The 17,645-nt window shown below is 70.8% G+C and carries 16 protein-coding genes; 10 read left to right on the top strand and 6 right to left on the bottom strand.

The features are described 5' to 3' along the window. Positions 1–135: 135 nt before the first annotated feature. Together ACWIHT_RS42815 and ACWIHT_RS42810 are read right to left on the bottom strand one after the other, a co-directional pair. Positions 136–756 (bottom strand): TetR family transcriptional regulator, encoded by a 621-nt coding sequence (locus ACWIHT_RS42815; protein ID WP_456174043.1) that lies wholly within the window; start codon positions 754–756, stop codon positions 136–138. 64 nt (positions 757–820) lie between these two features. Next, on the bottom strand, positions 821–1,384 hold the full coding sequence (locus ACWIHT_RS42810) for a hypothetical protein (RefSeq protein ID WP_456174042.1): 564 nt from the start codon (positions 1,382–1,384) through the stop codon (positions 821–823). A gap of 168 nt (positions 1,385–1,552) precedes the next feature. Between ACWIHT_RS42810 and hmgA the strand changes: the two genes are divergently transcribed. From hmgA to ACWIHT_RS42795, 3 genes are read left to right on the top strand one after another with little or no spacing between them, the layout of a single operon-like run. Further along, on the top strand, positions 1,553–2,869 hold the full coding sequence (hmgA, locus tag ACWIHT_RS42805; protein ID WP_456174041.1) for a homogentisate 1,2-dioxygenase: 1,317 nt from the start codon (positions 1,553–1,555) through the stop codon (positions 2,867–2,869). A 60-nt stretch (positions 2,870–2,929) separates the two neighbouring features. Next, a complete protein-coding gene (locus ACWIHT_RS42800; RefSeq protein WP_456174040.1) occupies positions 2,930–3,682 on the top strand; it encodes a GntR family transcriptional regulator in 753 nt (250 codons plus the stop codon). Between the two features lie 12 nt (positions 3,683–3,694). Then, the gene (locus ACWIHT_RS42795; protein ID WP_456174039.1) at positions 3,695–4,858 is read left to right on the top strand and encodes a type ISP restriction/modification enzyme; all 1,164 of its coding nucleotides are present in this window, start codon (positions 3,695–3,697) and stop codon (positions 4,856–4,858) included. Positions 4,859–4,938: 80 nt separating this feature from the next. On the opposite strand, the gene ACWIHT_RS42790 is transcribed toward ACWIHT_RS42795, so the two are convergent. Then, on the bottom strand, positions 4,939–5,646 hold the full coding sequence (locus tag ACWIHT_RS42790) for a TetR/AcrR family transcriptional regulator (protein WP_456174038.1): 708 nt from the start codon (positions 5,644–5,646) through the stop codon (positions 4,939–4,941). A 63-nt stretch (positions 5,647–5,709) separates the two neighbouring features. On the opposite strand from ACWIHT_RS42790, the gene ACWIHT_RS42785 reads away from it, so the two are divergent. Genes ACWIHT_RS42785 through ACWIHT_RS42775 form a run of 3 tightly spaced genes read left to right on the top strand, consistent with a single transcriptional unit; the run spans position 5,710 to position 8,691 of the window. Next, positions 5,710–6,654 carry an ATP-binding cassette domain-containing protein gene (locus ACWIHT_RS42785; protein WP_456174037.1) on the top strand — a complete coding sequence of 315 codons (945 nt, stop codon included), beginning with the start codon at positions 5,710–5,712 and terminating at the stop codon, positions 6,652–6,654. Then, entirely contained in the window at positions 6,651–7,433 is a 783-nt protein-coding gene (locus tag ACWIHT_RS42780; RefSeq protein WP_456174036.1) for an ABC transporter permease, read from the top strand. The genes ACWIHT_RS42785 and ACWIHT_RS42780 overlap by 4 nt, the downstream gene beginning before the upstream one ends. Before the next feature lie 49 nt (positions 7,434–7,482). After that, positions 7,483–8,691, top strand: coding sequence for a CaiB/BaiF CoA transferase family protein (locus ACWIHT_RS42775; RefSeq protein ID WP_456174035.1), 1,209 nt, complete (start codon positions 7,483–7,485; stop codon positions 8,689–8,691). A 42-nt stretch (positions 8,692–8,733) separates the two neighbouring features. Here the strand turns inward: ACWIHT_RS42775 and ACWIHT_RS42770 are convergent, their stop codons facing one another. The 3 genes from ACWIHT_RS42770 to ACWIHT_RS42760 all read right to left on the bottom strand — a co-directional run bounded on the left by ACWIHT_RS42770 (position 8,734) and on the right by ACWIHT_RS42760 (position 10,499). After that, positions 8,734–9,000 carry a hypothetical protein gene (locus ACWIHT_RS42770; protein WP_456174034.1) on the bottom strand — a complete coding sequence of 89 codons (267 nt, stop codon included), beginning with the start codon at positions 8,998–9,000 and terminating at the stop codon, positions 8,734–8,736. A 126-nt stretch (positions 9,001–9,126) separates the two neighbouring features. Then, positions 9,127–9,960, bottom strand: a complete 834-nt coding sequence (locus tag ACWIHT_RS42765) for an anti-sigma factor (RefSeq protein ID WP_456174033.1) — start codon at positions 9,958–9,960, stop codon at positions 9,127–9,129. Further along, positions 9,957–10,499: a sigma-70 family RNA polymerase sigma factor gene (locus tag ACWIHT_RS42760; RefSeq protein WP_093624915.1), complete on the bottom strand. Its 543-nt coding sequence runs from the start codon at positions 10,497–10,499 to the stop codon at positions 9,957–9,959. Before ACWIHT_RS42760 ends, ACWIHT_RS42765 begins: the two co-directional genes overlap by 4 nt. Positions 10,500–10,749: 250 nt before the next feature. Here ACWIHT_RS42760 and ACWIHT_RS42755 point away from each other — a divergent pair, with 250 nt between their 5' ends. The 4 genes from ACWIHT_RS42755 (at position 10,750) to ACWIHT_RS42740 (ending at position 17,645) form a co-directional block, all read left to right on the top strand. Then, a complete protein-coding gene (locus ACWIHT_RS42755) occupies positions 10,750–12,288 on the top strand; it encodes a DUF4331 domain-containing protein (protein WP_456174032.1) in 1,539 nt (512 codons plus the stop codon). 123 nt (positions 12,289–12,411) lie between these two features. Next, a complete protein-coding gene (locus ACWIHT_RS42750; protein ID WP_456174031.1) occupies positions 12,412–14,265 on the top strand; it encodes a tetratricopeptide repeat protein in 1,854 nt (617 codons plus the stop codon). Next, a complete protein-coding gene (locus ACWIHT_RS42745; protein ID WP_456174030.1) occupies positions 14,262–15,983 on the top strand; it encodes an urease accessory protein UreH domain-containing protein in 1,722 nt (573 codons plus the stop codon). The genes ACWIHT_RS42750 and ACWIHT_RS42745 overlap by 4 nt, the downstream gene beginning before the upstream one ends. A gap of 45 nt (positions 15,984–16,028) precedes the next feature. Further along, positions 16,029–17,645 carry a serine/threonine-protein kinase gene (locus tag ACWIHT_RS42740; RefSeq protein ID WP_456174029.1) on the top strand — a complete coding sequence of 539 codons (1,617 nt, stop codon included), beginning with the start codon at positions 16,029–16,031 and terminating at the stop codon, positions 17,643–17,645.

The raw sequence follows: 17,645 nt of genomic DNA, 5'->3' as shown, positions 1-17,645 counted from the left end.
CGTTGCCTCTTGGCGGTGAGCATACCGACCGGTATGGACGGTGGCGAGGGGGTGCAGGGGTGAGGTCGGAAACCCGCGGACCGGCAGGCGCCCGGCCGTACCTCGGTCCGGCCCGCACGGAAGGGCGACCGCCGCTCAGTCCAGCACGCGCGCCAGATAGGCCCGCAGCAGCGCCCGGGTCTCCTCGATGACCTTCTCGTCGCCCTCCGGAGCGACCCGGAAGGCGAGATGGACGAGGGAGTCCGCGGTCTCCACCGCGATGAGGAAGGTGCGGCGGAGGTCCTCGTCGGGTTCGCGCGAGAGATAGCCGGAGAGCAGGTCGGTGAGGCGGTCGGCGACGCGGTGATTGGGTTCCGCGTGGCCCGAGCCGACCGGGATCTGGTTGCCGAAGTCCACGAGGGAGAAGCCGGGCGCGGTGCGCTTCATGGCGATGTACTCGTCCAGGACGGCGTCCACCGCCGCCCGCCACCCTCCCCCGCCGCCGGTCTCCTTGAGGCGCTCGGTGACGCGCTCCGTGTAGCGCTCCAGGTTCCGCAGGGCGAGGGCGTCGGCCATCGCGCGCTTGTTCCCGAAGAAGCGGTAGACCGACCCGATGGGGACACCGGCGCGCACGGCCACGGCCCGGGTGCTCAGCGCGTCGTAGCCGACCTCGTCGAGGAGGTCGGCGCAGGCGTCGAGGATCCTGGTCAGCCGTTCGGCGCTGCGCCGCTGCACGGGCGCACGGCGGAGCGATGTCGTGTGGGGCACGGGCTTCATGATGCCTTTCCGCAGCGGTCAGGAGAAGCTCGCACCTCAGTACGGAACTGGGTGCCCGTTGCACTCATTCCGGCCCCCGCGTCGATGCGGAACCGGGTGTCTTGCTGCCGTCGGGGGTGGCCTGCACCGCCGACTCCGTGATGTCGGCCGTACTCTCCACCGGTTTGCCGTGCACGGCCCACACGGTGCCGTCGTCGGCGTAGAGGCGCGCGGTGACGTGGTGGGTGCCGTGCGGGACGAGGTCGGACGCGAGCCGGTACTCGGGGACGCGGAGCCGCGCGACGGTGCGGCCGTCCACGAGGAGGCGGACGGTCCCGCGCCCCGCGACCGCGACCGGCTTCGCGCCGGCGGGCGAGAAGCGGAAGTCGTGGACGGTCAGCCGGACGTCCCAGCTGTCGTCGGCGGCGTCGGGCTCCACCTCGATACCGACCTCGGGCGCGCCCTTCTTGCCCACCTCGCGGTAGTGCCGGCCCTGCTCGTCCGTGTTGTCGAGCACCTTGCCCACCGGGGACGGCGACACCCCGTCGCCCTTCCGCCCCTGGGCATCGCCGGAACCACAGCCCGCCGATCCGGCCAGCAGCAGGGCACAGACCGCGAGCGCGGTGAGAAGTGCGCGCGACCACGACATGCCGGGGAGACTAGAACACCGGTCTGACAGCCGGATCCCCCTTGAGGCTGGTTCTTCGCCTCCGAAGGTCGGATTTCCCCCGGACCTTCGTCGTCCCCTTGCGCCGGCGAAACCGCAATCCTACGGTGATGCATAGGAATCGTACGGCTCGGATGGCGAGGGGCAGAGATGAGCGGGGACGCGCGGAAGACCGCCGAGGGACTGACCCACCTCACCGGATTCGGCAATGAACACAGCTCGGAGGCGGTGCCGGGGGCCCTGCCCGAGGGCCGCAACGCCCCGCAGCGCGCCCCGCTCGGTCTCTACGCCGAGCAACTCAGCGGTTCGGCGTTCACCGAGCCGAGGGCACACAACCGCCGCTCGTGGCTGTACCGCGTCCGCCCCTCGGCCGCGCACCCGCCCTTCACCCGCGCCGACAACGGCGCGATCCGTACGGCGCCCTTCACCGAGTCGGTGCCCGACCCGAACCGACTGCGCTGGAACCCGCTCCCCGAGCCCGCGCCCGGCACCGACTTCCTGGCCGGCCTGTGGACCCTGGGCGGCAACGGCGACGCGACCCAGCGCACCGGCATGGCCGTGCACCTGTACCACGCCGACGCCTCCATGGACCGGGTCTTCAGCGACGCGGACGGCGAGCTGCTGATCGTCCCGGAGCGCGGCGGACTGCTGCTGCGCACGGAGTTCGGGCTCCTCCATGTGGAGCCGGGACATGTGGCGTTGATCCCCCGTGGGGTGCGCTTCCGTGTGGAGCTGCTGGATGGTTCAGCCCGCGGATATATGTGCGAGAACTATGGGGCACCCTTCCAACTCCCCGACCTCGGCCCGATCGGCGCCAACGGACTCGCCAACGCCCGGGACTTCAGGGCACCCGTCGCCGCGTACGAGGACGTCGAGGGCCCGGTCGAGGTGGTGAACAAGTTCTGCGGCAACCTCTGGACCGCGACCTACGACCACTCGCCCCTCGACGTGGTCGCCTGGCACGGCAACCATGTGCCGTACGCCTATGACCTGCACCGCTTCAATGTGCTCGGCTCCATCTCCTACGACCACCCCGACCCGTCGATCTTCACGGTGCTGACGTCTCCGTCGGACACCCCGGGCCTGGCCGGCGTGGACTTCGTGGTGTTCGCCCCGCGCTGGCTGGTGGGCGAGGACACGTTCCGGCCGCCGTACTTCCACCGGAACGTGATGAGCGAGTACATGGGGCTCATCGAGGGCGCCTACGACGCGAAGGCGGAGGGCTTCGTGCCCGGGGGCGGCTCGCTGCACAACATGATGTCGGCGCACGGGCCGGACCGGGAGACCTTCGACCGCGCGAGCGCCGCCGAGCTGCGCCCGCAGAAGATCGACGACGGCCTGGCGTTCATGTTCGAGACCCGCTGGCCGGTGACGGCCACGGCCCAGGCGGCCCACGCCGACCACCTCCAGCAGGGCTACGACGACGTCTGGCGGGGCCTGCAACGCCACTTCCGCCCCACCCGCTGACAATTCCCCACCGTCCTACGGCCCTTGCACTGATCCCTTCCTACCGGTACGGATGGCCCCGTGACCTCCTTCGCCCCGGATTCGATCGTCCTGAACCGCAAGCTGCCGCTCTGGTACCAGGTGTCGCAGTCCCTGCGCGCCTCGATACTCGGCCGCTCGCCCCAGGACCCGCTGCGGCTCCCCACGGAGGAACAGCTCGCGGGGCACTACGGCGTCAGCGTGCTCACCATGCGGCAGGCGCTGAAGGAGCTGGAGGACGAGGGGCTGATCACCCGGCACCGCCGCCGGGGCACGTTCATCGAACCGGACGTCCGACGGGCCACGCCGGTACGGCTGTTGGGCTCGGTGGACGCGATCGTGGCCCAGCAGTCCGGCATGACGACCGAGCTCCTGGAGCATGGTGCGGTGAAGGTGCCGCCCGAACTGGCCGAGTACTTCACGGACTTGACCGAGCTGGCGGCGTACCACCGTCTCCGCTGCGACGAGAAGACCGGCGAGCCCACGAACCACGCCCGCAACCACATCCGCCCCGAACTGGCGGCCCGACTCGACCCGGACGACCTGATCCGCTGGCCGATGACCAAGGTGCTGCGGGACGTCGTCGGCGCGGACATCAGCCGCATCACGGACACGGTGGAGGCCCGCCTCGCCGACCCGGAGACCGCCCGCCTCCTCCAAGTCCCGCTCCTCAGCCCGATCCTGCACTACACGGGCATCACCTACGACACCCGGGGCAGAGTGCTGGACGTGGCCGTCATCCACTACCGGGGGGATCGTTTCTCCTTCTCGGTGACGCTCGACGTCGCGAACTGAGGTCGTCGTACGATGCCGAGCGTGACGCACGACGACGCTCCGCTGCTCGCGGACCTGATGCCGTGGTCCGTCGCACCGATCCGGCTCGGCCGGGGGTGGCCGACGGCTCCTGACGCGGCAACCCTGAAAGCCCGCTGGGACGCTCTGCTGAAGGCCGAAGTCCCGGACCGGGAAACCCTGTTCGAGCCGAGCCGCTCCCGCACCCTCCACTCGGCGGTGACCCAACTCCCGGGCCAGTCCAGCGGCACGGAGAAACTGGTCCGCGCCACGGGCCCCTACCCCGAACCGGTCCGCATCCTCCACGCCCCCTTCGACGAGCAGTGGCTGATCCCCGACCACCGCGTGATCGACGTGGCCCGCCCGGAGTTGTGGCGGGTGGCGGACGAACACCAGGTCTTCGTGGTGGAGACGTCCCCGAACACCGCAGGCCCACCCCTCCTCACGTCATCACTCCTGCCGGTCCTCCGCCCCGGCCGCGTCCGCCCCCTGTACCGCCGCCCCGACGGCGAGGAACCGAACCTGGCACCGGGCCTGCTGGAACACCTGGCCAACCGCCTCGGCCACTCCCCCGCCCCGCTGGACCTCCTCGCCTGGACGGTGGCGGCGGTACGCCCCGGCCCGGCCGTACCCCTGACGGCCGACGCCGAACTCTGGTCACACGGCGTCGAGTTGGGCCGCCGCATCCTCTGGCTGACGCGCCGCAACGGCGACCGCCCCAAACTCCCCGGCGGCCGACGCCCCTACGTCCGCGCCCCGTTGCCGCCCCTCCCCCTCACCCTCCACTACGACCGCGACGAGGAGACCCTCCACCTCGACGAGGGCCGCATCTCCCCGGTCCCGCCCGAGTCCTGGGACTTCGAGGTGAGCGGGGTACGCGTCCTGGAGGAGTGGTTCACGTCCCGCACATCGGAGTCCGCCAACCCGGGCACGCTGGCGGCGATCCGCCCGACGACATGGCAACAGACGTGGACGTCAGAACTGCTGGAGCTGATCACGGTGTTGGCGTTGTTGGCGGAACTGAGGCCGCAGCAGGAGGAGTTGACGGTGACGGATCCAATCACCGCAGCGGAGCTACGCAAGGCGGGCGTCCTCCCGGCGCCAGAGTCAGCGCGCCACCCCGCATCGGTCTTGGACCACCACGAAGAGGGCCCAGAGGGTCAATTCACACTCATCTGAGTCACTTAAGGGCGCGGGGCTGTATTTGATATGCGGCTCCGCCGCGTGGGCGCGCCCAGCCACAACGAACCCGCGCACGCCTACAACGCAAACGCATCCAAAACCTTCCCCACCGCCACATCAAAAATCGCGTCCAGATCAATGGGCCCCGGGTCCTCCAAGAACGCCGCAGCCATCCGCGGATACGCCCCACCCGCGACCTGACTCCCCAAGTACGCGATCCGCACCGCGTGTTCCTGCTCCTCCGACCACGGCAACGACCGCGACCGCTCGGCAGTCGCCAACTCATTGCTCACGTACATGGTCACAACGCCGTTGAGCATCCCGACGAGTTGCATCTTCGTGCCGTACGTCGCCTCGACCGGATCGAGACAGGCAAGGCAGTGCTCCAGATACCGCAGCGCGTTCGGGCTGAAGCCGTACACCGGTGACATCAGCCGCGGCAGCCAGGGATGCCGATGCATCAACGTCCGCGTCTGATGGGCGACTCGGACCATGTCCGCCCGCCAGTCCCCCGACGGCTCCCACTCCTCGTGCTCGCCGCTGACCGCGTCAACCATCAGCTCGTACAGGTCCTCCTTGCGGGGGACGTAGTTGTAGAGCGACATCGTGCCGCACCCCAACTCGGCCGCGACATGCCGCATGGACACCGCGTCCAGCCCCCCGCCGTCGGCGATCCGCACCGCCGCCGCCGCGATGTCCGCGCGGCTGTACGCGGGCTTGGGCCCGCGCCCCGCCCGCTCGGGGCGGGCCCAGATCACTTCGGGTACGGCCGCTCGGTCCGCCATTGATCATCACCTCGACCACCATCCTAGTTACGTACACCGTACGTAGTGCGCTATGGTCGGCCCATGACTACTACGTACGCTGTACTTAGTGAAGGTCTGGAGAAGCGCTTCGGCGCCGTGCACGCGCTGCGCGGGCTGGACCTGGCGGTGGCGCGGGGCACGGTCTGCGGGGTCCTCGGGCCCAACGGCGCGGGCAAGACCACGGCCGTCCGGCTGCTCACCACCCTGCTGCGCCCCGACGCGGGCTCCGCGCGGATCGCCGGGCACGATCTGGTCCGGGAGGCTTCCGCCGTACGGCGCCGGATCGGCGTCGCCGGGCAGTACGCGTCGGTCGACGGCGACCTCACCGGCCGGCAGAACCTGCGCCTGTTCGCGCGGCTGCACCGGGTGCGGGCGCCGGCCGAACGGGCCGGTGAGCTGCTGGACCGGTTCGGTATGACCGAGGCCGCCGACCGGCCCGCGTCCACCTACTCCGGCGGGATGCGCCGCCGCCTCGACCTGGCGGCGAGCCTCGTACGCCGCCCCGACGTGCTGTTCCTGGACGAACCGACGACCGGCCTCGACCCGGCCAGCCGCAATCAAGTCTGGGACGCCGTACGGGACTTGAAGAGAGAGGGGACGACCGTGCTGCTGACCACGCAGTACCTGGAGGAGGCCGACCGACTGGCCGACGACATCGCTCTGGTGGACCGGGGTCGGGTCGCGCACAGCGGGTCGCCGTCCCAACTCAAGGCGCTCATCGGCACGTACGCCGAGGTCGTCGTCGCGCATGCGGACGCGCTGGCGAGGGCGGCCGGGGTCCTCGACCAACTCACGGGCGCCGAGCCGTCGTTCGACCACGACCGGAACACCGTCGGCGCGGTCACCGGCGACCCGACCCTCACCCTGCCCCGGCTCGTCCGCGAACTCGACGCGGCGGGCGTGCCGTTGCTCGACGCGAGCCTGCGGCCACCGACCCTCGACGACGTGTTCCTCCGGCTGACGGACCGTAAGGAGCAAGCGGCATGAGCGCGTTGGCGTACGACGGCGGCGCGATGCTCGGCCGGCAACTGCGGCGGGTGCGGAACAATCCGGCGCTGGCGATCCTCACCCAGACCATGCCGATCACGATGCTGCTGTTCTTCGGGTACGTCTTCGGCAGCGCGCTGGCGATGCCCGGCGACGCCTACCGCTCGTACCTGGTACCGGGGTTGCTGGTCGCGACCGCCGCCAACGGCATCATGACCGGCATGTTCCAGGCCGCCCAGGACTCGCACCGGGGCGTGACGGACCGCCTCCGCACGCTGCCGATGAGCAGGGCCGCCGTACCGCTCGGGCAGGCGAGTGCCGATCTGGTCGTCACGGCGGTCGGTACCGTGCCGTTCCTGCTGGTCGGTCTCGCGGTGGGGTGGCGGGTCGAGGGGTCGGTGGCCCAAGCCGCCGCCGCTGTGGGCCTGTTGCTGCTGTTCCGGTTCGCCTGCGCCTGGGTCGGCATCCTGCTCGGGCTGGCCTCGCGCAGCGAGGAGGCGGCCGGTCAGCTCGGCAGCGCGACCTTCATGCTGCCGCTGCTGTCCAACGCGTACATCCCGACGGACCGGCTGCCGGGCTGGCTGCGCGCGCTGGCCGAGTGGAACCCGATCAGCGCGGTGACCACGGCCCTGCGGTATCTGTTCGGCAACTCGCCCGTGCCCGAGGGTGCCGCCTGGCCGGTGGCCCATCCGGTCGCCGGGTCGCTGGCGTGGTGCGCGGCGCTGATCGCCGTGTTCGCGCCGCTCGCCGTACGCCGGTACGCGCGCGGCGGGCGTTGAGGTCCCCGCATGACAAAGGTGCTGGTGACAAAGGTGCCGGGCGCGGGACATGATCCCTCGCATGGAGCCTCTGCCGCTGCCCCTTGAGGGCGTCACCGTCGTCGCCGTCGAACAGGCCGTCGCCGCCCCCTTCGCCACCCGTCAACTCGCCGATCTGGGCGCCCGGGTGATCAAGGTCGAGCGGATCGACGGCGGTGACTTCGCGCGCGGTTTCGACACCGCGGCAGGCGGTCTGGCCTCGCACTTCGTGTGGTGCAACCGGGGCAAGGAGTCGATCGCGCTGAACCTGAAGGACCCACGCGGGCTGGACGTCGTGCGGCGGCTGGTCGCGGACGCGGACGTGTTCGTGCAGAACCTCGCGCACGGGGCGGCGGCCCGGCTCGGGCTGGACGCGGCGACGCTGTGCGCTGCGCATCCCCGGCTGGTCGCCGTGGACATCTCGGGGTACGGGGCTTCGGGGCCGTACGCGGACAAGCGGGCCTACGACATGCTCGTGCAGTGCGAGGCGGGGCTGGTGTCCGTGACGGGGACGCCGGAGCGGTCGGTGAAGGCGGGGATCCCGGTGGCCGACATCGCGGCGGGGATGTACGCGTTCTCCGGTGCGCTGGCGGCGCTGGTGCGGCGCGGCACCACCGGGCGGGGCGGGCCCGTCGAGGTCTCGATGCTGGACGCGGTCGTGGAGTGGATGGGGCATCCGCTGCATCACACGATGCACGGCGGAACTCCCCCGGCGCGTACGGGTCTTGCGCACGCCGTCATCGCGCCGTACGACGTCTATCCCACGGCGGACGGCGGGCAGGTGCTGCTCGCGGTGCAGAACGACCGGGAGTGGCGGCGGCTGGCCGAACAGGTGCTGGGGCGGCCGGAGTTGGGGACCGACCCGGACTTCGCGACCAACGCGGAGCGAGTGCTGAACCGGGAGCGCACGGACGGTCTCGTCGGTGCGGTGCTGGGTGGGCTGGCCACCGACGAGGCCGTGCTGCGGCTGGAGCGCGCGGGCGTGGCCTGCGCGCGCCTCAGGAACGTACAAGAGGTGGCGGAGCACCCGCAGTTGGCGGCCCGGGAGCGGTGGCGGGAAGTGGGTTCGCCGGTCGGGCCGTTGCGGGCGCTGCTGCCGCCCATCACCTTGCCGGGCGGAGGCGAGGCGCGGATGGGCGACGTGCCCGCGCTAGGGGAGCACACCGAGGCGCTGCTGCGTGCCGTGGGGATGGCGGACGTAGAGATCGCAGCACTGCGCCGGGACGGTGTCGCGTCCTGAGCGCGGGCCCCCGGGAACTCCCCGGGGACGCCGAGGACTTGCTCAGCGCCCGCCGAACAGCGAACGGCGCAGCCTGCGCAGTGGTGCGAAGAGCGAGACCCTGCTCACTCGCGCGCCCCTGTCGCTGCGTTCCTGTGTGGTGTCGCGCGAGGTCAGCTCGCGCATCAGCGAGGTCGCCTCGGCCGTCTCGCGCTGCGGGACGACAGGGCCGCCCAGCACCGAAAGATGGCGGTCGAGGCGCGAACTCGTCGCGCTGCTCCCGCACGTGATCGCAGGGACCCTTGCCCTACTGCGCACTATCTGTTCCATGTCACTCCCCACCCGTACGAGTCCACCCGGCCCGGGCAGGGTAACCCTATCGCCCCAACCGGGCACTCGTGTATCGAGGTCTCAGGATTCACCTTCCCCGTAAGGGCGTTGACGACCCCTCCCTGATTACTCTCCGAATCCAACCGATTTCAGGGCGAGTTGGACAACTGGCTGCGTTGTGGGCTGCGCTGAGCCCCCGTCGGGCTCGACGGTCACTGCGAGTGATGTTGCTGATTTGTCGAGTCCGGTGGTGACCAAGGGCGTGTCGTCCTTGAAGAGCCCGAGGGAGCGCGGTTGCACATTGGGGCGCATCAGCCACAGTTGACGCACGCGCCCGCTCGGCGGTGCGCCGTATCCGCTCAGGGTGACGACCGCGCGCCCCTCCGACGCGGAGGCGATCACGCCGATGCTCCGGCCCGCGGTGTCCGCGCCGGTGGTCGCACGGGCGTCGGGAGCCGCGAGAACGTGTGCGATCTCACGCGACTGCGCCTGCGCCGCGTCCAGCTTGTCCTGCGTCCGGTTCGCCTGCACGGCGAACAGCGAGGCCACGACGAGCGCGGCGGCGGCCGTCGCGGTGGCGAACGGCACGAAGAACGGCCGCCGTTGGGGCACGCGGGCGCGTGACGCCTGCGGCTCCGCGCCCCACACATGGGCCGGCAGCCGGGGCGTGTACTCCCGCGTCTCCCGCCCGCGCTCCCGCAACGGCCCGGGCTCCTGCGGGGTGTTGCGTATCGCGGACAGCACCCGGTCACGCATCGCGGGCGGCGGCTGGGCGGCCATGGACCTGGCGAGGCGGGCCGCGCCCTCGGTCAGGCCGCGGACCTCGAAGGCACAGCGCTCGCACTTCTTGAGGTGCTTCTCGAACTGGGCGCGCTCACCGGGTTCGAGGGCGTCGAGGGCGTAGGGGGCGGCGAGCGAGTGGAGATCGCCCCGGCGGAAAAGTCGGGCGAGGACGCTCATGCGGCACCTCCCAGGCAGTCGCGCAGCCGGGTGAGTCCGTCACGCATACGGGTCTTGACGGTGCCCAGCGGCAGCGAGAGCCGCTCGGCCACTTCACGGTACGTATAGCCGTCGTAATAGGCGAGGGTCACGGACTGCCGTTGCAGTGCGGTGAGCCGGTCCAGGCAGCGGCGCACCAACTGGCGCTCCAGGCCCGCCTCGACCTCCTCGGTCACCTGGTCGAAGGCCGGGTTGTGGGAGCGGCGGGCCTCGCGCTGCTCGCGGTCCACGGCCGCGCGGGCGCTGCGCACCCGGTCCACGGCCCGGCGGTGGGCGAGAGTGAGGACCCAGGACAGCGCACTGCCCCGGCCAGGATCGAACCGGGCGGCGGACCGCCACAGTTCGAGCAGCACCTCCTGGGACACCTCCTCGGACTGCGCGGGGTCGCGCACCACCCGGCGCACCAGTCCGAACACGGGCCCGGACACCAGTCCGTAGAGCTCCTCGAAGGCCTGCTGGTCCCCTCCGGCGACCTGCACCAGGAGTTCGTCCGCCCCCACCCGTCCCCCTCTCGTCGACCGCACGCGGCCCCTCCTCTTCGACCGCACGCGGTCAGTCACTTCGCATCCCGTCACACGAGGCATTCGCAGCGGATGCCCCTAAGGATGGGTTACGGATCAGCGGTCTTGAAACGCGGGTCACGAGCCGGATTGGAGTCCACCAAAAAAACTTTTCGGATTCGACCAATCCGGCCCGGCACCAGCTCCGAATCCCCGAGCGTCAGGCAAGTTGGCACTGAGGACGGACGGCATGACACCTATCTCCAGGAGCGGTGCGGGACGCAGGAAGCTCGCGGCCCTCATATGTGGCGCGCTCGCCGCCGGAGGGCTCGCAGCCGCCGGCACGGCCGCGCTGGAACCGGGAGTGGCCTTGGCCTCCTCCCACCGGGAGGCGCCCCTCATCTCGGGGACCCCCCAGTACGACAACACGGACCTCTACGCGTTCGTGAGCCCGGATAAGCCGAACACCACCACGATCGTGGCGAACTGGATCCCGTTCGAGGAGCCCGCCGGCGGCCCGAACTTCTACCAGTTCGCGGACGACGCCCAGTACGACATCCACGTCGACAACAACGGTGACGCGCTGGACGACTTCATCTTCCGCTACACCTTCAGCACCCAGATCAAGAACAAGAAGACGTTCCTGTACAACACGGGCCCGGTCACCAGCCTCACCGACCCGGACCTGAACGTCACGCAGTCGTACGACGTCGAGCTGATCAAGCTCAAGAAGGGCAAGGCGGTCTACAAGACCAAGATCGCCGACGACATCCCGGCGGCGCCCTCCGACGTCGGCGACGCGTCGATGCCGGACTACGCCAAGCTGCGTTCGCAGGCGATCTACAAGACGGCGAACGGCGGCGCGACCTTCGCCGGTCAGGCCGACGACCCGTTCTTCGCCGACCTGCGCGTGTTCGACCTGCTGTACGGCGGCAACCTCAGCGAGGTCGGCAACGACACGCTGAAGGGCTACAACGTCAACACGATCGCCCTCCAGGTGCCGAACGACCTGATCCGGCAGTCGAAGTCCCGTCCGACCGTGGGTATTTACTCCACGACCCAGCGCAAGAACGCCAAGGGTTACTACACGCAGGTCTCGCGCCTGGGCAACCCGCTGGTCAACGAGGTCGTCAACCCGCAGAAGGACAAGGACAAGTTCAACGCGTCCGAGCCCAAGGACGACGCGCAGTTCCTGAAGAACGTGACCGAGCCGGAACTGCCGAAGCTGATCGAGTCGATCTACAAGATCAAGGCGCCGAAGGAGCCGCGCAGCGACCTCGTCAGCGTGTTCCTCACGGGCGTCAAGGACCTCAACACCGAGCAGCCGTACGCGAAGCCGTCGGAGATGCTGCGCCTCAACACGTCCATCCCGCCGACCGCGCACCCCAAGCGGCTCGGTGTGCTGGACGGCGACAACGCGGGCTTCCCGAACGGGCGTCGGCTCACCGACGACGTGATCGACGAGGCGCTCCAGGTCATGGAGGGTGAACTCGTCGGCTCCAAGAACGACTTGGGCGACGCGGTCGACAAGAACGACAAGGGCTTCGAGAAGTACTTCCCCTATGTCGCCGAGCCGACCTCGGGTTCGCGCGGTCCGCTCGCCAAGGGCACCAGCGGCGGCAGTGACGTCAAGAACCAGCTCGGCGACGCGTTGCAGCCGGCGGGCTCGTCCTCCAGCAACAACATGATGCTGATCACCGCGTCGGCGGCCTCGGGTGTGGCCGGTGTCCTGCTGATCGGCGCGGGCGTCGCGTGGTGGCGCCGCCGGATGACCCACCGCCCGTACTAAATCCCCACCGACTGGCGCGGCCCGCACAGCTTCTTCCCCCACGGTGCGGGCCGCGCCACCCCTGCGTGACAACACTTCTCAGCAGTACGGCACTTGAACCACCCCAGGCGATGGAGGAACGGCATGGCCCCGCGCGAGCACGACAACAGGCCGACGGAGGGCGAGCCCGGCGAGACGCCGGTGGCGGCGGAGCGGGAACGCGAGTGGGAACGTGTGTGGGCGGAGGACGAGACCGACGCCGAGGCCGGGACCGGCCCTGAGCGCGAGGCCAACTCCCAGGCAGCCGAGGTCCGTTCCGAAGGCGGGGCCAACTCCAAAGCGGTCAAGGCCAGTTCCGAAGCTGAAGCCGAGGCCGAGGCCGACTCCGAAGCCAGCCCTGAAGTCAAGGCCGCCCCCGAGACCGAACCCGAGGCCGAGATCGAGCCCGAAGCCGAGATCGAGCCCGAAGCAGGACCGACCGAAGCCGCAGCCCCATCGCCTGGGCACGACCACCCCCATCCCCACCCGCACCCTCACTCCCACGATCACGACCACCCCCACGCGCACGACCACGACCATGACCACGACGATCACGCCCCGCACCCCGGCACACCGGAAGACTCGGTCGCCGATGAACGCGTCGCCGCCGTACGCCGGTTGGGCGCCGCGGGGCGTCGCTGGCAGGTCGTCCAACTCGCCGGGTGCGCCGCCCTGTTGGCCGTGGCGATGACCGCCGGGGCCATCGCGATCGGCGCGGCGAAGGACAGCGGTGCCACCGGCGTCACGAACGTCTCCAGCACCGTGTCGCCGGACCTGCTGGCCAGCGGGAGTCTGGACGCGAGCATCGCCGCGCTCCAGGCCCATCTCCGGGGCCAGCCGAAGGACTTCGACGGGTGGGCGACGCTCGGACTGGCCTATGTCGAGCAGGCCAGGACCAAGGGCGACCCTTCCCGGTACCCGCAGGCGCAGGCCGCCTTCGCGCGGTCGCTGAAGATCTCGCCGGACAACGAGAACGCCCTTGAGGGCAAGGCCGCGCTCGCCGCCGCCCGGCACGAGTTCGCGGAGGCCCTCACCTACGCGGACAAGGTCCTCAAGGAGAACCCGTACAGCGAGCGCGCCCTGTGCTCCCGTATCGACGCGCTCGTCGAACTCGGCCGCTACGACGAGGCGTCGAAGGCCGCCGACCTGGCCGACGCCCGCAAGCCCGGCGTCCCGGTGTTCACCCGCTACGCCTACGTCCACGAGCTGCGCGGCGACGTCAAGACGGCCCGCACCGTGCTGGAGCAGGCGCTCGCCGCCGCCACCTCCCCCGGCGACATCTCGTACGTGGCCGGCACGCTCGGCCAACTCGCCTGGAACCAGGGCGACTACAAGACGGCCCTGGACTACTACGGCCGCGCGCTCGCCGCCGACGAGAACTACCTCCCCGCCCTGGAGGGCCGCGCCCGCGCCCAGGCCGCCCTGGGCGACCGCGCCGACGCCATCAAGGGCCTGGAGCTGGTCGTCTCCCGCTACCCGCTGCCCCAACCCCTCGTGGAACTCGGCGAGTTGTACGAGAGCCGGGGCGCCGCGGGCGACAAGGCGAAGGCCGACGACCAGTACGCCCTCGTCGACGCCTGGATCGCCCTGGCCCGTGCCAACGGCGTCAACGCCGACCTCGACACCGCGCTCGCCGCCGCCGACCACGGCGACATCAAGTCGGCGCTGAAGGCCGCCCGCGCCGAGTGGGCCCGCCGGCACACCGTGCACACGGCGGACGCCCTGGCCTGGGCCCTGCACGTCAACGGCCGCGACGCGGAGGCCCTTCCGTACGCCCGTCAGGCCACGGCCACCGACTACCACAACGCCTCGTTCATCTACCACCTCGGCATGATCGAGCTGGCCACCGGTCACAAGGCCGACGGCCGCGCCCACCTGGCCAAGGCGCTGAAGCTGAACCCGGGCTTCTCGCCGCTGGGTGCGGCCAAGGCCCGTAAGGCGCTGGAGGCGACCAAGTGAGGCCCGTCCGCCGCCTGTTGGCGTCCACCGCGGCCGTCCTCACGGCCGCCGGCGCGCTCCTGCTCGTCCCCACGGCGGCAGCGAGCGCGCACCCGCTGGGCAACTTCACGGTCAACCGCTACGACGGTCTCGTCGTCGCCCCCGGTGTCCTGCGCGTCGCGCACATCGAGGACCTCGCGGAGATCCCGGCGACCCAGGCCAAGCCCGACATCAAGCGGCTCGGCATGACCGAGTGGGCCCGGGAGCGCTGCGACAAGGCCGCCGAGGGCAGCAAGGTCACCGTCGACGGACGTACGGTCGCGCTCACGCCCGGCGCCAGCACCGCGCGGCTACGGCCCGGGCAGGCCGGGCTCAACACCCTGCGGCTGGAGTGCAGTTCGACGGCGGCGCTGCCCAAGGGCAGCACGGTCGCCCTTGGCTTCCACAGCGCGGGCCTGACCACCGGGCCCGGCTGGCGGGAGATCACCGCGCGCGCCGACCGGATGACGCTGACCGGGACGGACGTACCGAAGAAGTCGGTGTCGCACGAACTGACCAGCTATCCCAAGGACTTGCTCTCCTCGCCCGCCGACATCACGAAGGCGTCGCTGCACGCGCGTCCCGGCGGCCCGGCCCTCACCGACGGCGACCAGTCACAGGCCGACTCGACCGCGTCCAACATCCTCCCGCGTGGTGTGGACCGTTGGACGGAGGCCTTGACCAACATGGTCGCCCGCCACCACCTCAGTGTCGGCTTCGCGGCCCTGTCCCTGCTCATCGCGATCGCCCTGGGCGCGATGCACGCGCTCGCCCCCGGTCACGGCAAGACGCTGATGGCGGCCACGGCGGCTGCCCGGGGCGGTCGCGCCCGGCTCAAGGACGTGCTCCCGCTCGCCGCCTCGGTCACGGTCACCCACACGCTCGGTGTGATCGCCCTGGGCCTGCTGGTCACGGCCGGTTCCGCCGCGACGCCCTCAGTGATCGCCTGGCTCGGGATCGCGAGCGGCGTCCTGGTCCTCTTCGCGGGCGGCAACCTCGTACGCCGTGCCTGGCGCAACCGCCCACGCCCACAAGCCACTTCGCACCCCCACCCGCACCCGCACCCCCACGGTGGCGATCACCGTCACGCGAGCGCCAAGTCCCCCGAGCGCTCGCTGGTCCTCGCGTCCGCGCATGCCCAGGCCGGTTCGACGCACACGCTCACCGAGGCCCACCCGCACCCCCACAGCCACGACGACGACCATGACCACAGTCACGATCACGAGCACGGCCATGACCACCCCCACCCCCATGAGCACGACCACGATCACGAGCACGGCCACTCGCACGACCACGAGCACGACCACGCCGTAGAGCACACGCACGGCGGCTTCACGCACACCCACTCCACCGCGCCCACCCTGCGCGGTACGCTCCTGCTCGGCTTCGCCGGAGGGCTCGTGCCGAGCCCGTCCGCGGTGGTCGTCCTCGTGGGGGCCGCCGCGCTCGGCCAGGCCTGGTTCGGGCTGCTGCTGGTCGTCGCGTACGGCGTCGGGCTCGCCCTCACCCTCACCGCCGCCGGATTCGCCGTCGTCAAGCTGGGTACAGGGATGAACCGAGTGCTGGACCGGCGCCCCCGCTGGACCACCAGCCCCATGGCGGTCGTGGTCCGCAGGACACTGCCGTTGGCATCGGCGTTCGTCGTCGTGGCCCTCGGTATCGGTTTGGTGCTCAAGGGGGCGGCATCCGCACTCGGCTGAGTTACGTTTGTGGAGAATTGGCCCGGATGCGAATGGGGAGCGACCATGCCCGAAGAACCGGGCACTGAACGTGTGATCGCGGACCGCTACCGACTCCTGTCCCCCCTCGGCGAGGGCGGTATGGGAACGGTCTGGCGGGCCCGCGACGAGGTTTTGCAACGCGAGGTGGCCGTCAAGGAGGTCCGCGCGCCGGCCGGACTCGCCTCCGGTGACGTGGAGCGGATGTACGCCCGGCTGGAGCGCGAGGCGTGGGCGGCGGCGCGGGTCGCCAACCGCAATGTGGTGACGGTGTACGACGTGGCGATGGAGGAGGGCCGTCCCTGGATCGTCATGGAGCTGGTGCGGGGCGTGTCCCTGGCCGATCTCCTGGACGCCGAGGGCCCGTTGACGCCGCAGCGGGCCGCGCACATCGGTGCCGAGGTGCTCGCCGCGCTGCGGGCCGCGCACGACGCCGGGGTGCTGCACCGCGATGTGAAACCGGCCAACGTGCTGATGTCGAACGACGGTCGGGTCGTGCTGACCGACTTCGGTATCGCGATGGTCGAGGGCAGTTCGGCGCTCACCATGACCGGCGAGGTCATCGGTTCGCCCGAATTCCTCGCTCCGGAGCGGGCGTTGGGCCGTACGCCGGGGCCCGAGTCCGATCTGTGGGCGCTGGGTGTGCTGTTGTACGCGGCGGTCGAGGGCAGTTCGCCGTTCCGGCAGAACACCCCGCTGAGCACGCTGCGCGCGATCGTCGACGAGGAGCTGCCCACACCGCACCGGGCGGGACCGCTCGCTCCGGTGATCGAGGGGCTGCTGCGCAAGGACCCGGCCGAGCGGCTGACGGCCGAACAGGCTGAGCAGGAGCTGCGGTTGGTCGCGGCGGGCGGTACGCCGCGTGCGGCCACCGCGCCCACGACGCCGTACACGCCGACGATGGCGGGCGTCCCGCAGGGCGCCTACGGGCAGCAGGACTCGCGGACGCCCGTGCAGGGCTTCGGGCCGCCGCCCACCTCCTACTCGACGCCGACGGCCGCGGACGAACCGCACCGCAATCGGCGGGCGGCCGTCGTGATCGCCGCGGGTGTGCTCGCGCTGGCCCTGGCGATCGGTGGACTGACGTACGCGCTGCTGAACCAGGGCAACGGGGACAACACCGACGCGGGCAAGGGTGCCAGCACCCCCAAGAGCCAGCCCTCGGACGGGACTTCGCCCAGCGCGAGCAGCGAGACCACGGCCGCCAGTGAGACGCCGAGCCCGAGCGCGAGCAAGTCCTCGTCGGCGCCGCAGTCGGTGCAGGTGTCCGTGGAGGGCGCCAACACCCAGTATTCCGGGAGCTGTCCGCCGTCGAACACAAAGGCGCCGACCTTCACCGCGAGCTTCACGGTGGGGAAGCTGCCCGCGGACGTGTCCTACCGGTGGGTGCTGAAGAACGGTTCGGTCTCCGACCCCGGCTGGAAGACGCTGTCGTTCCCGTCGGGCGGCGGGAAGACCAAGCAGGACCGGGTGTTCCTGACGACGTACTCCAACAGCGGGACATTCACGAACGAGATCAGTGTCGAGGTCCGTACCCCGGTGAAGACGACGTCCAACTCGGTGCCGTTCTCGGTGACTTGCCTGACGGAGACCCCGTCGGACGGGGCCTCCGCGTCGGACTCGGCGTCACCTTCTGACGGGTGA

It is taken from the genome of Streptomyces sp. NPDC002276, from assembly GCF_053891435.1.
Note: the sequence above shows the minus strand (reverse complement) of the source record. Positions and strands in the feature narration are given on the sequence as shown.

Coding starts and splice junctions, on each gene's coding strand:
- ACWIHT_RS42815 (WP_456174043.1), bottom strand. CDS start 756: ATGAAGCCCGTGCCCCACACGACATCGCTCCGCCGTGCGCCCGTGCAG.
- ACWIHT_RS42810 (WP_456174042.1), bottom strand. CDS start 1,384: ATGTCGTGGTCGCGCGCACTTCTCACCGCGCTCGCGGTCTGTGCCCTG.
- hmgA (WP_456174041.1), top strand. CDS start 1,553: ATGAGCGGGGACGCGCGGAAGACCGCCGAGGGACTGACCCACCTCACC.
- ACWIHT_RS42795 (WP_456174039.1), top strand. CDS start 3,695: ATGCCGAGCGTGACGCACGACGACGCTCCGCTGCTCGCGGACCTGATG.
- ACWIHT_RS42790 (WP_456174038.1), bottom strand. CDS start 5,646: ATGGCGGACCGAGCGGCCGTACCCGAAGTGATCTGGGCCCGCCCCGAG.
- ACWIHT_RS42785 (WP_456174037.1), top strand. CDS start 5,710: ATGACTACTACGTACGCTGTACTTAGTGAAGGTCTGGAGAAGCGCTTC.
- ACWIHT_RS42780 (WP_456174036.1), top strand. CDS start 6,651: ATGAGCGCGTTGGCGTACGACGGCGGCGCGATGCTCGGCCGGCAACTG.
- ACWIHT_RS42775 (WP_456174035.1), top strand. CDS start 7,483: ATGATCCCTCGCATGGAGCCTCTGCCGCTGCCCCTTGAGGGCGTCACC.
- ACWIHT_RS42770 (WP_456174034.1), bottom strand. CDS start 9,000: ATGGAACAGATAGTGCGCAGTAGGGCAAGGGTCCCTGCGATCACGTGC.
- ACWIHT_RS42765 (WP_456174033.1), bottom strand. CDS start 9,960: ATGAGCGTCCTCGCCCGACTTTTCCGCCGGGGCGATCTCCACTCGCTC.
- ACWIHT_RS42755 (WP_456174032.1), top strand. CDS start 10,750: ATGACACCTATCTCCAGGAGCGGTGCGGGACGCAGGAAGCTCGCGGCC.
- ACWIHT_RS42750 (WP_456174031.1), top strand. CDS start 12,412: ATGGCCCCGCGCGAGCACGACAACAGGCCGACGGAGGGCGAGCCCGGC.
- ACWIHT_RS42740 (WP_456174029.1), top strand. CDS start 16,029: ATGCCCGAAGAACCGGGCACTGAACGTGTGATCGCGGACCGCTACCGA.